The organism is Clostridium sartagoforme AAU1, assembly GCF_000401215.1.
In the GTDB taxonomy this organism is placed as follows: domain Bacteria; phylum Bacillota; class Clostridia; order Clostridiales; family Clostridiaceae; genus Clostridium; species Clostridium sartagoforme.
In genome coordinates this window covers 1-16,522 of record NZ_ASRV01000116.1, presented here as the reverse complement: position 1 = coordinate 16,522, position 16,522 = coordinate 1, and the positions used below count along the sequence as shown (strand labels likewise).

Annotated in this window: 16 protein-coding genes; 15 read left to right on the top strand and 1 reads right to left on the bottom strand. The window is 26.8% G+C overall.

Annotated features, from left to right (window positions below):
* Positions 1 to 306: 306 nt before the first annotated feature.
* The 9 genes from A500_RS09175 to A500_RS09135 all read left to right on the top strand — a co-directional run bounded on the left by A500_RS09175 (position 307) and on the right by A500_RS09135 (position 8,088).
* Entirely contained in the window at positions 307 to 711 is a 405-nt protein-coding gene (locus A500_RS09175) for a hypothetical protein (RefSeq protein WP_016207301.1), read from the top strand.
* Positions 712 to 851: 140 nt separating this feature from the next.
* The gene (locus tag A500_RS09170) at positions 852 to 1,625 is read left to right on the top strand and encodes a histidinol-phosphatase (RefSeq protein WP_016207300.1); all 774 of its coding nucleotides are present in this window, start codon (positions 852 to 854) and stop codon (positions 1,623 to 1,625) included.
* Between the two features lie 95 nt (positions 1,626 to 1,720).
* Positions 1,721 to 2,356 (top strand): hypothetical protein, encoded by a 636-nt coding sequence (locus A500_RS09165; RefSeq protein ID WP_016207299.1) that lies wholly within the window; start codon positions 1,721 to 1,723, stop codon positions 2,354 to 2,356.
* Between the two features lie 13 nt (positions 2,357 to 2,369).
* Positions 2,370 to 2,921: a hemerythrin domain-containing protein gene (locus A500_RS09160; protein WP_016207298.1), complete on the top strand. Its 552-nt coding sequence runs from the start codon at positions 2,370 to 2,372 to the stop codon at positions 2,919 to 2,921.
* Between the two features lie 160 nt (positions 2,922 to 3,081).
* Positions 3,082 to 3,264 carry a DUF1858 domain-containing protein gene (locus A500_RS09155; RefSeq protein ID WP_016207297.1) on the top strand — a complete coding sequence of 61 codons (183 nt, stop codon included), beginning with the start codon at positions 3,082 to 3,084 and terminating at the stop codon, positions 3,262 to 3,264.
* Positions 3,265 to 3,538: 274 nt separating this feature from the next.
* Positions 3,539 to 4,297 carry a hypothetical protein gene (locus A500_RS09150; protein WP_016207296.1) on the top strand — a complete coding sequence of 253 codons (759 nt, stop codon included), beginning with the start codon at positions 3,539 to 3,541 and terminating at the stop codon, positions 4,295 to 4,297.
* A 112-nt stretch (positions 4,298 to 4,409) separates the two neighbouring features.
* On the top strand, positions 4,410 to 4,973 hold the full coding sequence (locus A500_RS09145; RefSeq protein ID WP_016207295.1) for a DUF4489 domain-containing protein: 564 nt from the start codon (positions 4,410 to 4,412) through the stop codon (positions 4,971 to 4,973).
* A gap of 203 nt (positions 4,974 to 5,176) precedes the next feature.
* The gene (locus A500_RS09140; protein ID WP_016207294.1) at positions 5,177 to 6,316 is read left to right on the top strand and encodes an aminotransferase class V-fold PLP-dependent enzyme; all 1,140 of its coding nucleotides are present in this window, start codon (positions 5,177 to 5,179) and stop codon (positions 6,314 to 6,316) included.
* A gap of 62 nt (positions 6,317 to 6,378) precedes the next feature.
* Positions 6,379 to 8,088, top strand: a complete 1,710-nt coding sequence (locus A500_RS09135) for a flavin monoamine oxidase family protein (protein ID WP_016207293.1) — start codon at positions 6,379 to 6,381, stop codon at positions 8,086 to 8,088.
* 122 nt (positions 8,089 to 8,210) lie between these two features.
* Here A500_RS09135 and A500_RS09130 read toward each other — a convergent pair whose 3' ends face one another.
* Positions 8,211 to 8,975 carry a hypothetical protein gene (locus A500_RS09130; RefSeq protein WP_016207292.1) on the bottom strand — a complete coding sequence of 255 codons (765 nt, stop codon included), beginning with the start codon at positions 8,973 to 8,975 and terminating at the stop codon, positions 8,211 to 8,213.
* Between the two features lie 271 nt (positions 8,976 to 9,246).
* Here A500_RS09130 and A500_RS09125 point away from each other — a divergent pair, with 271 nt between their 5' ends.
* From A500_RS09125 to A500_RS09100, 6 genes are all read left to right on the top strand, one after another.
* Positions 9,247 to 10,854, top strand: coding sequence for a hypothetical protein (locus A500_RS09125; protein WP_016207291.1), 1,608 nt, complete (start codon positions 9,247 to 9,249; stop codon positions 10,852 to 10,854).
* 81 nt (positions 10,855 to 10,935) lie between these two features.
* On the top strand, positions 10,936 to 11,205 hold the full coding sequence (locus tag A500_RS09120; RefSeq protein ID WP_016207290.1) for a putative Se/S carrier protein: 270 nt from the start codon (positions 10,936 to 10,938) through the stop codon (positions 11,203 to 11,205).
* Positions 11,206 to 11,226: 21 nt separating this feature from the next.
* The gene (locus A500_RS09115; RefSeq protein ID WP_016207289.1) at positions 11,227 to 12,669 is read left to right on the top strand and encodes a YncE family protein; all 1,443 of its coding nucleotides are present in this window, start codon (positions 11,227 to 11,229) and stop codon (positions 12,667 to 12,669) included.
* 318 nt (positions 12,670 to 12,987) lie between these two features.
* On the top strand, positions 12,988 to 13,821 hold the full coding sequence (locus A500_RS09110) for a hypothetical protein (protein WP_016207288.1): 834 nt from the start codon (positions 12,988 to 12,990) through the stop codon (positions 13,819 to 13,821).
* A gap of 55 nt (positions 13,822 to 13,876) precedes the next feature.
* Entirely contained in the window at positions 13,877 to 15,556 is a 1,680-nt protein-coding gene (locus A500_RS09105) for a 2-oxoacid:acceptor oxidoreductase subunit alpha (protein ID WP_016207287.1), read from the top strand.
* Positions 15,556 to 16,425, top strand: coding sequence for a 2-oxoacid:ferredoxin oxidoreductase subunit beta (locus A500_RS09100; RefSeq protein ID WP_016207286.1), 870 nt, complete (start codon positions 15,556 to 15,558; stop codon positions 16,423 to 16,425). The genes A500_RS09105 and A500_RS09100 overlap by 1 nt, the downstream gene beginning before the upstream one ends.
* Positions 16,426 to 16,522: the final 97 nt, after the last annotated feature.

Genomic DNA, 16,522 nt, shown 5'->3' with positions numbered 1-16,522 from the left:
TTTTTCTATAAATAACTTAAAACTTAATTTAGAGCATGAAACACTTATAAAATAAAAAAGAAAACAATTATATTTAAAATAATATGCATCTTATTTGCTATATACAGTATATTAATAGCTGTAATATTTAAAGATTTAATTTTAATTAGAGTAGAAATATTAACTGAAATTATTCTGATTTTAACCTATATAATTGAAAGAAAAATAATTGTTTTAAAACTTACTGATAGACAATTAAAATGGAAAAGAGACTATGATTATCCTGGAAGCTATGATAAAGAAAGTAACTTTTTTTGGAGAATTAATATGAAATTTTCTCCTCATATGAAGGTTAAATGGAAGGATAGAGTTGATAGAATAAAATGGCTAAAGCTATTAACACTGTTTTTTATAATATCAGGTCATTTTGCCAGGGAATTTTATATAGTTTTAGTAATATTTATTCCAGACATAATATATTTTTTTGAAGCAATATTTGGATTATATACAAAAACTAGTGGTATATGTACTGGTATTGTGGAAACAGTAAAAAACTCTACTAATATACCTGTATATAAAGTTTATATTACTGATTATGAAAATGAAGAAGAAATAGCCTTTAAGGTAAAAGACTATTGTTATATATCTGAAAGAGATGAAGTTGTGGTTGTTCACAGTATGATTACTAAAAGAGTAATAGAGGTTCAAGGAATAAGAATGAATTTTTTATAAAATAGTAGAAATTGCTATCATAAATTAGTTTGTGATAGCCTTTTCATTTGGGTAAGAAAATAGAAGTTAGAATTTATATATGTTATTATATAAAGTATGTGATAAATTAAAGAGATAATATCAAAGGATAGGTGAAAAAAATGAAAACTAATTATCATACACATAATTATAGATGTAATCATGCAGTAGGAACAGTAGAGGATTATATAAGAGAAGCAATAAAAGAAGGATATGATGAAATAGGAATATCAGATCATCTACCTCATCCAGGGAAGAATATAGACAACTGTAGTAGAATGACTTATGATCAATTAGAAGAATATTTTAAAGAAATAGATATTTCAAGAGAAAAATATAAAGATAAAATTTCTATTAAAAAAGCAATGGAATGTGAATATTTTGAAGATTATCACTGGTTATATAAAGAGCTTAAAGAAAAATATAATGTGGATTATTTATTATTAGGAGTGCATTTTTTCCCTTATAAAGGTGAATGGATATATGTAGGAGATATTAATTTTACTCCAGAGATATTAGAAGTTTATGTGGATCATGTAATAAAATCTATGGAAGGTTTAGATTTTGCTTATATAGCTCATCCTGATTTGTTTGGAATATCTTATAGAAACTGGGATGAACATTCAATTAAGGCATCGAGAAGAATACTAGAAGCAGCAGAAAAATTAAATATGCCAATTGAAATTAACATAAATGGAATGAAAAGAGGGAAAATTAACTATAACTTAGGAGAAAGATATTATTATCCTATAAAAGATTTTTGGATTTTATCAAAGGAATATAATGTAAAAAGAATATTAGGAGTAGATGCACATGATCCTAAAAATTTAAGAAATAGATATATAGGAGAAGAATTTGCAAAAGAGTTAAATTTGAAAATTATAGATGAAATATAAAATCAATACAAGGTGTAACAAGGGTTACCGATAAAGAAATAACTATATGATACACTTTCATTAATAAATAAGTTATAGATATTGGAGGAAAAAGCATGAGCTTATATTTAGGAAAAATTCATTATTGGTTATTTAATAAAATAGTTTGGTTTGAAGGTCTTGAAGCAGAAATAATAAATCTTGCTAAAAATGAAAATTTAAATATAGAAGAATTATCAAAAGAAATAAATAGTAAACATGGAGAAAAATTACCTAATCTTCCATTAGAAGAAATGATAGATAATTCAAATATTCATGGATGGCTTCAAAGTAAAATTCATTCAGCAGAAGGAAGACTTGCAACATGGACAGTTAAAGTTTTAGAAAAAGAAAATACAGGTACCAAGTTAGAAGATATATATATAAAGCAAGGTCTAAAAGCAGCTAAAGAAGCAAAAGAAGAAATGAAACCTTTAGATAATGCTGTAGATATATTTAATGCAGTAAATGATTATATTTTAGATGGAATGCCATGTGATAGGGTAAATGAAGTACTAGTACAAGAAGAAGATAAAGTTCTTTGGAAGAGGAGAGTTTGTGTTCATAAAAACATTTGGGATTCTGTAGGTGGAGATGTAAATTGTTTTTATACTTTAAGAAACTTATGGATAAAGGCTTTTGTAAATGAAGCTAATAAGGAATTTAACTATATTTTATTAGAAAATGATGAATTTTCAATAGAAAGAGTATAGGGAGCTGAAAAAAATGAATGCAATAGAATTAATGATGGAAGAACATAAAAACATTAAACAAATGTTAAAGATAGTTAGAAAATCTTGTTTGTCTGTTTTAAAAGGTGAGGAATTGAATTATGATGATTTTTATAGAATGATACATTTCATAAAAAATTATGCAGATTCACATCATCATAAAAAAGAAGAGGTTATGCTGTTTAATAGAATGGTTGATGAAATTGGAGAAACAGCAGAAAAAGTAGTTAAATATGGAATGCTTGTAGAACATGATCTTGGAAGATTATATATATCTAGTTTAATAGAAGCATTAGAAAGTTTAAAAAGTGGGAATGAAGAAGCTAAGTTGGATGTAATAGCAAATGCAGTTTCATACACTAATCTTTTAGAAAGACATATTGATAAAGAGGATAAGGTAGTTTATAAGTTTGCACAAAGAGGATTAAAAGAAGAAACTTTTGATTTGATTAATGAAGAATGTTTAAACTTTGAAAATGAAAATAACAATGTGAAAGATGAAAATCTAGCTATTTTAGAAGAATTAAAGATAAAATATTGCATTTAATATTTAGTATAGATTAAAATTGATATATATGCTTTCAATTTTGCTATTTTAATTAAATAAGACTAATAGTTGTTAATTTTATAAGACAGTAAGAATAAAGATTATTAATTGAAACATATAAGCATAGTAAATTTAAATAATACAAGGAAAGGTGATTAATATGATAACTAAGGATATGACAATAGGAGAAGTTATAAGAGTAAAAGAAAATGCACCAGAAATTTTAATGAGCTTTGGAATGGGATGTATAGGATGCCCATCAGCTCAAGCAGAATCAATAGAAGATGCTGCAATGGTACATGGATTAAACTTAGAAACTTTAATGGAAGCTTTAAATAAATAATAAAGAAACTGCACTAAATTTTTTGTTTAGTGCAGTTTTTTTATTATTTATTCTTTAATATTTCAATTGGATATATACAAGTTTATGGACCCTTTAAGATAAGGGAATACAAACTTATATATATCCAAATTTTTATGCAAAAAAATAAAAAAATAATGATATAAAAACTACATTATAAGATATTTTAATATCACATCTTTTATATTCCGACATAATATATACTATAATTACAAAATTAATTTTAAGTATTATAGTTTTTACGAAAGGAGAAAATATGTCCATTAACTATAAGAAATTCGTGCCACGACCAGGATTGGTAAATAAGCAAGGCCGTTTACCTGATCCATCAGAATTAGTTTGTGTAGAAGTTCCGAAGGTTTTTGACCAATGCTTAATAAAGAGATGCTTAGTATATGCTGAAGGACCAGATACTTTAACTACAGATGAAGAGTTAAGGAGCGATCCAATAGCAAATATTAAGAGATATATTTCTAGCAGGGACTTTAGAGTAAGACTATTATCAATAGATAAGATTCCTCTTAGAGGAGATCCTAATTTTAAAAAATTAGTTCTTAATTATGTAATTAGTTTTTATGCAGATTATATTGATGATAACGGAGCAACTCAAAGCGAATTCTACGAAATTAATAGAACTGACATTATTGGAAGATTCTACTGTCCAGATTCTATAGCACAAATTTCATCAAGCAGTGAAGATGATATTATGTGCGATGAATCAAATATAATTAAGCTTGAAATGGTAGCAGAAGCATTAAATGGAGAAATAACAGAAGATGAAGCTGGAAATTTAGTTTTAGATATAACTTTAGGTTACTTTATAGTAGTTAAATGTCAACTTATAGTTCAATTATTAATTCCAGCTTATGATTACTGCCCAACACCAAGAGAAGCTTGTGAAGAAGAGCCAGAAGAAGATCCATGTGAAAGATTTGAAAGAGCTCCAGTACCTAAGTTCTACCCAGATCAGAACTTAGAACCATTATTCCAAGAGTGTGATGGAACTGAAGTATAATTAAGAACAAGGTTTACCAAAGAAAAAATTATAATTTATAACAATAAAAAATTAAAGAAAAAACTATTAATACTAAATTAAAAAAACTTTATATAAAGGGAGGATTCAATTTATGAATTCAATGTCAAAAGGTTATTATGATTCTTGTGGAAAAGAAAGAAGAAAAGAAGAAAAACAATGTCCAACAATTATAAAATGTGGATGTCCTTCAACTGTTACGTTACCAGTTGTAACTACAGGAAGTACTGATGTAGTACTTGCATCACTTACTGTAGATACTTCTTGTATTTGTGATCCAGTTATAAAATTAGATTTCTCAAGTGCTTTTACAACAACAGCTACCGCAGTTTTAGGAGGAGTAACTGTACAAATATTTAAGCAATGTAGAAATCAAACAACTGCAGTACCAGTAGGACCTTCATGGCCTGTAATTGGATTAATAGCTGCTGGCGCTCTTACAGGATCAATTTTTACAAACTTCTCTATTTGTGATACTGATGCTTGTGGTGAAGAGTGCTGCACTTATACAGCTGTAGCTACAGTTTCAGGTACTGCACTTGCTGTAATTGGAGCTACATTTAACAATTCAACATTAACTTCAACAATAACTTGTAGATCAAATGCATGCACTAGAGATTGTAATAGAAGAAGATGTCACTGTGAATGTGACTATTAATAAAGAATTTAAATAGTAGAATTTTTAAGCTATAAAATAATATTGTAAATAAAAATGAATCCCGAAGATGTATTTCCTTCTTCGGGATTTATTACTCTTTAGAAACTTTAAAAGTAGAAATTTGTTTTAGATTAAGTATAATAAGAACTAAAAACTATTAGAGTTAATATAATGTAATAGAGTATTTAAAATAAGGTGGTAAGATGATTTATTTAGACAATGCAGCTACGTCTTTCCCAAAGCCTTCTAAGGTGTATGAAGAAGTTTTGAATTGCATGAAAAATTATTGTGCAAATCCAGGCAGAGGATCTCATAATATGGCTATTAAATCAGCTCTTAAAGTTATGGAGGCAAGAAATCTGATTTCAGAGGTATTTAATATAAAGGATCTATTAAATATAGTTTTTACAAGTAATGCAACCGAAGCTTTGAATATAGCTATTAGAGGAACCTTAAAAAAAGGAGATCATGTTATTAGTACAGTTATAGAGCATAATTCAGTTTTAAGACCTCTTAATTTAATGGCAAAGAATGGGGTGGAAGTAACACTAGTATCTTGTGATAGAGGAGGATTTATTAACCCATTAGATATAAAGGATGCTATAAAAGTGAATACAAAGGCGATAATTATCAATCATGCTTCAAATGTTTTAGGTACAGTTCAAGATATAAAGTCTATAGGGAAAATAGCTAAGAGCTATGGACTTATTTTTATAGTAGATGCATCTCAAAGTGCTGGTAGTATAAATATAGATATAGATAAAGATAATATAGCTTTACTTGCATTTCCAGGCCACAAGGGGCTTTTAGGACCACAAGGAACTGGAGGACTTTATATAAAAGAAGGATTATCATTAAAAAGTTTTAAAGTTGGAGGAACTGGAAGTAGTTCTAATTCAATGAAGCAACCAAATGAAATACCAGACAAGTTTGAAAGTGGAACATTAAATACTCCAGGGATAGCAGGACTTTGTGCAGGAATAGACTTTATTAAGAAAATTGGTATAAATAATATTTATAAAGAAGAAATGAGCTTACTTGAAGAACTTTTATTAGAATTGAAAAAGCTACCTTTTGTAAAGATATATGGAAGTAATACACTAGAAAATAAAGCTTCAGTACTATCTTTTAATATAGAAGGGATAGATGCTTCCATTGTTGGAGAGGAATTAAATGAAGCTAATATTGCAGTAAGAACAGGCTACCATTGTGCAGCTTTAATACACAAGGTAATTGGAACTGAGTATATGGGAACAGTTAGAGTAAGTCCAGGATATTTTAATACATCAAAAGACATAGAGGATTTAATAAAAAGCATTATTAAAATTTATAAATCAAAATAAGTTATTTTAACAAGTACATATATAGTTTTATATATGTAATATGAACCTTAGGATGTGAAGTTATGGAAGATAAAAATAATTCAAGAAATATTTATTATATAAATAGTCCTAGTGATTATGATAGATATAATATTCTTGAAAAGGAACTAAAGAAAGAAGGAAGACTTGAAGATTTAAATAATATTATAAATTTGATGAGTCCTCCAAAAGACATAAGAAATATATGCCAAAATAAATATGGTAAAAAGGGAAAAATTGCAATAATAGGTGCTGGAGAAGCTGGACTTGCCGCTGCTTTCGAGCTAAAGAAAATAGGATGTGATATTACCATTTTTGAAGCTAGTAAAAGAATAGGTGGAAGAGTATATACTTATTATTTTGACAGATTAAATAATTATTATGGAGATTTTGGAGAGATAAGTATTCCTGTTTCACATTATACTGCATGGCATTATATAAATACTTTCAATTTAAAAACAAAGGCTTTTATAAATAGTAGTCAATATTATTATTTAAGAAATGTAGGAACTTATAATAAAGAAAGGCAAGTATTGAAAAATATATATCCTAAATATAACCTTACAAAAGCTGATAAAATAAAATTAAAAGATGAAGAGTATATAAATATTTGTAATAAATATTTAAAGAAATTAACTTCAGAAGAAAAAAAAGAATTAATAGATATAAAAAAGAATTATTCTAAGAAAATTATTGCTTTAGATAAGTTAAGTTATAAAAAGGCTTACGAAGAATATGGGTTTAGTGAAGAAGCGATAAATATGATAGGTTATATTAATGGAAGTAAAGAATTTTTCAATGAAAGTTTAATAGAAGTTCTACAAAAACAATATACTTTAGATTTTAATACTAATTATACTATAGAAGGTGGAATGATAAAACTCCCATTAGCTTTATACGAAGCAATTACAGAAAAAGATTTAAAAGCTTATAAAGACATTAAAAAGAAGGATTTAGGAAATGTAAATATTAAATTAGGAAACTCTGTAGAAGGAATTTATAATACTAATGATAAAGATAAAGTTATGGTAAAACATGTAGATTTAGAAAGTAAAATAGAAAGCATAGAGGAATTTGATTATTTGATTTCAACTATACCATTCCCAAATCTTAAAAGAATCGATATTAGTGATAGCTTTAGTAATGAAAAATTAAGAGCAATAGAAGAAATAAGCTTCAAAAATTCTCAAAAGGTATATTTATATGTTAAAGAAAGATTCTGGGAAATGGGTGGAAAAAGTAAAAGAATAATTGGAGGAAAAACAATAACTGATTTACCACTATATTCAATTTATTATCCATCGGATCATATAGAATATGAAGATAAAAGTGGTGAAGTTATAAAATTAAATGGAAATCCAAAAGAATCTGGAATATTGTTAGCAAGTTATAGTACAGGAGATAAAGCAAAAGATTTTTCATTTATAGATGATGAAATAAAAATAAAAGATACTATAAAATATATAGAAAAGATTCATAATTTACCTAAAGGATATCTAGATAGTATATTACTAGATTATAAATCTTTAGTGTGGTCAGACATTCAATATATTTGGGGTTTTTCTACTTTATTTAAGCCAGAAGATAAAATACTATATTCTTATATAAGTAGATGTCCGGAAATGAATAATAAGGTATTCTTTGCGGGAGATAATGTATCTAATAAACATGGGACTCAGCAAGGAGCACTTCAAAGTGGTATGATTGCGGCCAATGATATAGCAAAAGAAATAGCAAATAAATATAGTTTTTAAATAAAAATGACCTACATCAATATTTGTAGGTCATTTTTATTATTTCGCTACCTTAAGTACTTTTATAAAAGTATAAAAAATTACTAGGTTAAAAACTACTTATTTAAGTAGAAAAAATTAAATTAATCCAATTCATCTTCACATGAACAATCAGGATCTGGGAATAATGGCTCTAAGTTTTGATCTGGATAGAACTTAGGTATTGGAGCCCTTTCAAATATTTCACATGGATCTTCTTCTGGTTCATCAATACAAGGTACTTTTGGAACTGGACAATAGTCGTAAGCTGGAATTAATAATTGAACTACAAGCTCACATTTAACAACAATATAATAACCTAAAGTAATATCTAATACTTCATTACAATGTTCATCTTTAAGTATTTCACCATTTAATGCATCTGCAACCATTTCTAGTTTGATCAAATTGTTATCACAAGGCTCGTCTTCTAAAGTAGTAGTTGCTTGAGAAATTGATTCTGGACAATAGAATTTACCTAGTACATCTGTTCTGTTAATTTCGTAAAACTCGCTCTTAGTTCTGCCTTCGCAATCAATGTAGTCTGCATAGAAGGAAATCATGTAGTTTATCACTATTCTTTTAAAACATGGGTCCTTCTTTAGTGGAATTTTGTCAACATGTAGCAGAGTTATTTTAAAATCTCTACTTGAAATATACCTCTTAGGATTAGTAAGAGGGTCACTTCTTAATTCGCAATCAGTTGTATCGGTATCAGGTCCTTCACAGTAAACAAGACATCTTTTAATTAAACATTGGTCAAAGACCTTAGGAACTTCTACACAAACTAATTCAGCTGGATCAGGTAATCGGCCTTGCTTATTCACTAGTCCAGGACGAGGCACGAATTTTTTAAAGTTAATGGACATATATATCCTCCTTTATAAAATAATATATTATCATTTTAGTACTCACAATACATGATATGAAATATATAGAAAGTGGTGATATTAAAAAATAGAAATTAAGAAGTTTTTTAGCACATAAAACTGACATAATCTTTAATAATTATAAATATAATTTTATAGATATATATGTTTATTAATGACTAAATAATTAAAATAAATAGTATATTAAACAATTAAAACACTTATAGGTATATAGAGATAATTAAATAAAGTTTATAAAGGAGCGTTGAGCATGAGGGGGGTATATCCATGGCTATATGCTGATTACAAAGAAAATTTATGGAAGTTTTCTTTAAATGAAAATAAAGAATTGAACTATGGAATAATGTATAGAGAAGGAAAATGGACAAAAGAAAATATAATTGATAGTAGAGTAACTGCCTTTGGACTATTTATAGATGATAATGAAGGAATACATTTAGTATATTCCAATACTAAAGGTGAGCTACGATATTGTACAATGAAGGATAAACAATGGGTTGGTAAAATATTATATAAAGTGGAAGACACTAATTATGATATTGAAAGTATAAAAATTGAGATAATAGGACCTAGCATGCATATTTTTTATGCATTAGCTAGTAAAGATGGAAGTGACCATGGTGTACTAATGCACTGCATATGGGATGGACATAAAACTGATATAAATAATATTCAAGACATAATTTTAAAGCCTGAATTAAAGGAGTATTACTTAATTAACATAAATATTAAAGGGGAAATTTATCTATTTTATTTATCAGATGAAGGGGATGAAATATCATTAAACTACTCAATTTATCAAAATAACTCTTGGTTAGAATCCAATAGACTTTATGGAATTCAAGGAGAAGAAATACATTTTGAAGCTGAAGTAGATAAAAATAATATTCATATTTTAAATAAATATAGAGAAGATTCGATGTATTTATTAGATCACGTAATAGTAGATCTTTTAGGAGGCCTTAAGGATTTTAGGGTTTATGAAGGCAAAAAAAATATAAGGGAGCCTTTAATTTTTAATGATGGAAATAAAATTTACTCTTGTTGGATAGATAATAATGAAATATATTATTCAATTTTTACAGGAGCAAGTTGGAGTAAACCTATAAAGTACAATGTGGAAAATAGCGACAGAATAGAAAGGTATAATGGATATATTAGCGAAGGGAGAAGCGGATATATTAAAGAGAGAAAATTATATGGGACAACAGGATTAGATTTATATTTATACTTTCCAAAGGATTTTCTAGTTGGCAATGATATTCAAAGTAGTAATATAAATAGAAATAATATTAATAATGATATATATAACGAGGATTTAGAGTTAATACGAGCAGAGCTTTATAGAGCCAAAGAAGAAAATAAGGTTCTAGAAGATAAGATAGCTCATTTAAATTTATTATTCCAAAAGAACCAGCAAGGAATAGAAAAATATCAGCAACAAGTAATTAGAGCTATGGATCAAAAGAGAAAAGCAGAAGAAAATAGTAATATTTTTTTAGAGTTGCAGAAAAAGATACAAGGAGAGTATGAAATTTTAAGTGAAAACTTAGCTGCAGTAGAAAAAGAAAAAATGGACATAAAACAATCTTTAGATGGGTATATTAATGAAATTAAATTATTAAAGGAAGAAATAAATAATTTAAGAGACATAGTGGCTATGAGAGAAGAAAAACTTCAAGAGGAATTAAACTTAAGAAAAGTATTAGAGGAACAAAATATAACAATTTCAGAAGAAAATGAATTAATAAAAAAAGAATTATCTTTATTATTAGAAGAAAATAAGAAAATTAGTACAGAACTTGAAATAGAAAGAAATCAATCTGTAATGGATAGGCTTTTAAGAAGAAGGAATTAGCTTTAAATGTAACTTATAAATAATCTTAGCATAAAATAAAATAGAATAATAAAAAATGACTAAAGGTATTGGAGAGTAATTATGAAATTAGAAGATTATGATTATATAATGGTGTTTACTTCTCATTATAGAGCACTTTATATTTATGATAGATTAAGGGTAAAAAAGATAAAAACAAAATTAGTTACAGCTCCTAATAAGATTAATATAAGTTGCACACAAGCCTTAAAGATTAAAGAAGATGATAAAGAAACAATTAAACTAGAGTTAGAAAGAAATAATATATTCCCAACTGCTGTTTTTAAAATTATAGTAGATGGAAATAAAGAAGAGTATGAATTGATAGAATAAAATAGGAGGAAAGAGGAATCCATGGTTAATGCAGTTAGTAAAAACATTTATTATGTGTCTAAGCTTGGGACAGATACGGTGTCTATTATTGATGGAGATAATTTAAGCATTATAGAGGAAGTTAAAGTTGGGCCAAGACCTTATGATATAGTTATAGATAATAAGAATAATGTGTATATTGCAACTGATAGAAATAATAAAGTTACCATTATTGATCATGCCACTAAAACTGAAAAAAGATTATATATACCTAACAATGGACATATTAAAGTGGATTCCATCTCTCAAAGGATTTATGTTTCTAGTACAGAAGAAGTACATGTATATAGCTTATATGATGGTGAAGAACTTGGAAGGATAAATGGATTTATTGCTGTGGATTGTATTGATTTAAATAGTGATGGTAGTAAGCTTTTTATTCTTGATATTTTTCAAAATGAAATAAAAGTTTATGATACATCATCATTAATGCTAATTAAAAAATACAATAAAATTGGAATGGCTCCAAATTATATTTTTATAGAAGATGAAGAAAGATATATTTATATATCAAACAAAAGCGCAAGTAGAGGAAAATTTACAGGCAACATACATGTAGTAGACTTAGAAAGTGATAAGATTTCATATATAGAATTTCCCTTAGGATCTAGCATTACAGATTTAGAAGGAAATTCTAATTATTTATACGCAGTTAATAATGGATTAAATAGAATAGATATTATAGATTTAAAAAAATATGAAGTTACAGAAAGTATAAAAACTACCTTAGAAGAACCTCAAAAAATAAGAATATCTTTAGATAAAAGGCTTCTTTTAGTAACAAGTAAGGATAATAAAGGAAGAGGAGCTTTAGATATAATTGATATAGAAAAACAGATAATAGTTAATACATTTAAGTTTAAAGAAAACAATTGTAATCCATATGATATAGGAGTTATAAAAGAAGAAAAAATTTTATATAATAGTCTAGAGGAAAATTTGAATGAAAACAAAGAGTCAGCGATACTAGCAAATAAAGTAATATCTACTTACAAAGAAAAAATAATATTTCAGCAGGAAACTAATGAATTGCTTTCAGAGGAGATAATAGAAGTAGAAGAAGTAATTTTCGAAAAGTGTAAAGTTGTAGAAGAAAGCAAAAGTAGAGGATTAATAGATAATAAAAGAAATTATTTGATATTTAAGTTTGAGTTTTATATTCCATATTATATAAGTTGTATTAATTCGAAAAAAGAAAAAATAATTATTAAAGGTATTTTAAATGGAAAGCAAAAAGCTGTTTTATATATTGAAGATAACAACTCTTTAGATGATTTAGATTTTATTATAAGATCATCAACTCAACTTATGATAACACCTTATATAAAAGATAGATTTATTATATTTGATGCAAGTTCAATTATAACAACATATATTATAAAAGAAGAACTTGTCTTTTTACCTGATAAATTAAAGGAGCTATGAAATGAGCAAAAAATATATAATGATATTATAATAAAAACAAAAGATGAAGAATTATTAGAATTTTCATATGATGATGAAATTGGAGTATTTTACGAAAAAATTAATAGTAATAGAAAATCAAAAAGAAATATTATACTTAAACAGAGTTTTAAATACTTTTATGTTACAGAAGATTTCAATAGAAATGTTAACTTAATTTGTCAAGATATAACAGGCAATATTATTTTATGCATTCTAGAAGATGATACATGGAAGTTTAAAACTCTTTTTTGTATTAAATATAATCTTATAACACCAATTAATATAAAAGGATTTTTTTTGAAAAAAGATTTTAACTTTTTATTTAGCGCAGATAATGATTCTAAAAATATATATTTTAAGGATAAGTTTAATACTTCGTTAAAGAAAATTCATAGTGAAAATAATAATATAGATATAAATTATAATATTTTACAAGGAAATAACTATATTTCATTAATAATACATAGTATTTCTTTTGAAATGTATAAGTTAGTACTTAAAAGTTTTAAAAAAGATGAAAATACTTGGAGTGAAAATAAAATTATTTATATAACAAATCATCCATATGTAGATACGTCATATTGTATAACTAATAATATAGTACATTTTTTAATTGCTGTTAATGAAGAAAAAACAAAATCTATTATCTATAAAAATATTAATTTAGATAAAAATGAAAAGCTTCAAAGGGAAACTATTATATTTGAAAATGAAAATATATCTTCTTGTTTGATAATTAAATTAAAGGAAGTATTATGGGCTTTATGGATAAGCGATGATAAACTTTATGGATGTTATTCTATGAATTTTGGAGAAGATTTTTCAAAGCCTTCAGTTTATAAAATTTTAAAGGAAGAAAATATAAAAAAAGTATCTTATATTGAAAATTACGAAAAAAAAGAAATTTATATTACTGAAAATAATGATTATATAAGTTTCTTTTTAGAAGAAGTTTTAAGTAATGAGTTTTTGGGTGAAATAAATCATAAAGAAATATCTTACAATTTAAAAGAAAAAGAGGAAATTAATGTAGTTAATAAGGAAATAAAAAAATTAAAAGAAATTGTCAATAATCAAAAATCACAAATAATGAAATTAGAATATAAGCTATATAAGGGGAGAGATCTTTGAAAATATATAAATAGTGAGATAAAGAGTAAAGTTGTTATAAAAGGGAGGAATTTAAATGGAATATAATATACTAATTGGAGGAAGTGCTGGACAAGGTCTGGATACACTAAGTGATTTCTTAGAAAAATCATTAAAAAAAGCTGGATATTACTTGTTTTCAAATAAAGATTATATGTCAAGAGTTAGGGGTGGACATAACTTTATACAAATTAGATTTGGGGAAAATAAAGTATATGCACATAAGGAAGAAATAGATTTAATACTTGCATTAGATGAAAATACAATTTTATACCATAAGGATAAATTAAATAAGGAAGGAGTAATAATAGCTGATAAAAGTATAAAGGTAGAAGATGAAAAAATTTTAAAGCTGCCACTTATAGAAACAGCTAAAACTTTAAGCTTATCAAAAGCTTTTACATCTGTAGCAGCAGGTGTTATATTAAAATATTTTTCAGTTACTTTAGATAATATAGATAAATATTTTAGCAGTAAATTATCTCAAGATATAAAAGATAAAAATGTGAAGGCAGTTAAGGCTGGATATAATTTAATTGATTCAAAATATTCAATTAAAAGTAATGATCTATCAAAGTATATTTTAATTAATGGAAATGATGCTATTGCTTTGGGGGCCATTGCAGGAGGATTAGACTTTTATTCTGCTTACCCAATGACACCAGCAACAAGCATAATGACATATTTAGCTAAAAAGCAAGTACAAACAGGCATAGTTGTTGATCAAGCAGAGGATGAAATAGCAGCTATAAATTTTGCTATTGGAGCTTCTTATGCAGGTGCAAGGTCTATGACCGGAAGCTCAGGTGGAGGGGTTTCACTTATGGTGGAAGCATTTGGACTTGCAGGAATAACAGAAACACCAGTAGTTATAGTAGATTCACAAAGACCAGGACCAGCAACAGGGCTGCCAACAAGAACAGAGCAAAGTGATTTAAGTTTTTTATTAACAGCATCTCAAGGAGAATTTCCTAGAGCTGTAATAAGCGTTAGAAATGCAGAAGATGCTTTTTATAAGACTGTAAAAGCATTAAATTTAGCAGATAAATATCAAACAGTTGTAATATTATTAACAGATCAATATTTAGCTGATGCAAATGTAACTATTCCTAAATATGATTTAAGTAAGGTAAAAATAGAAAAATATATATCAACTGGTGAGGAATTAAAAGAAGGAGAAGAATATAAGAGATATAAAATAACTGAAAATGGAATATCACCTAGAATGATTCCAGGAAACTCTAAGCAGCAAATAGTTTTAGTTGATAGTGATGAGCATACAGAAGAATCTCACATAACAGAATCCTCAGAAATGAGAAAATCTCAAATGGATAAAAGAATGAAAAAATTAATATTGCTGAAAGAAGAAATAGAAGAACCAGAATTTATAGGAGATGAAAATGTAGAAATTTTATTGTTAGGTTTTGGCTCAACTTATGGAGCATTAAAAGATGCAGTTGTAGATTTAAATAAATTAGGAAAAAGAGCTGGAGCCTTAAGCTTTGGTGATATATATCCACTTCCACAAGAAAACCTTAAAAAATATTCAAAAAATGCTAAAGAAATTATAAATGTTGAACAAAACTTTACAGGACAGTTAGGAAAATTAATAACTCAAGAAACAGGAATATTAATGACTAAAAGTATATTAAAGTATGATGGAAGCCAAATAACAGGAAAATATATAGTAGATGAAATTAGAAAGGAGGAGTTTTAATGTTAGATTTAAATTTATATAAAAGTAATGATGAAATAGCTTGGTGCCCAGGCTGTGGAAATTTTGGAATATTAGCAGCTATAAAAGAAGCATTAGCTGAATTAGAACTAAAACCAGAAGAAATTGTTATGGTATCAGGTATAGGGCAAGCAGCTAAAACTCCTCACTATTTAAAGGCAAATGGATTTAATGGACTTCATGGAAGAGCACTTCCACCAGCACAAGCCATAAAAATGGCAAATAAAAATCTTAAAGTATTTATAAATAGTGGAGATGGTGATTCTTATGGTGAAGGTGGAAATCATTTTATCCATAATATAAGAAGAAACGTAGATATGGTACATCTTGTTCATGATAATCAAATTTATGGATTAACAAAAGGACAAGGCTCTCCAACAACTGCAAAGGGACAAGTAACTTCACTGCAATTTGAGGGCGTATATGTTGAACCTATAAATCCATTAGCAATAGCAATTAGTGCAGGAGCAACCTTTGTAGCTAGAAGCTTTTCAGGGGATAAAGAACACCTAAAATCCATGATAAAAGCAGCAGTCAATCATAAAGGATATGCACTAGTAGATATAATGCAGCCTTGCGTAGTATTCAATAAAGTAAATACTTTTAAATGGTATAAGGATAGAATATATAAATTAGATGAAAGCTATGATCCAAGCGATAAAGCGCAAGCACTTAAAAAAGTAGAAGAATTCGGTGATGAAGGAATTCCAATAGGGATATTATATAAAAATGAAACTAAAGAAACTTATCATGAAGTTCATCCAGTACTAAAAACAGGAGTAAATTTAATAGATAGGAAATGGAAGGTTGAAGATACAGAAAAACTTATTGATGAGTTTTTGTATAATTAGATAAATTAAAGTGAGGAATCTTTAACTTTCCTCACTTTTTCTATGAATTTATAAATTTATATTAACTGCTAGTTTTTATAGAGGCTATCCTAAGCTA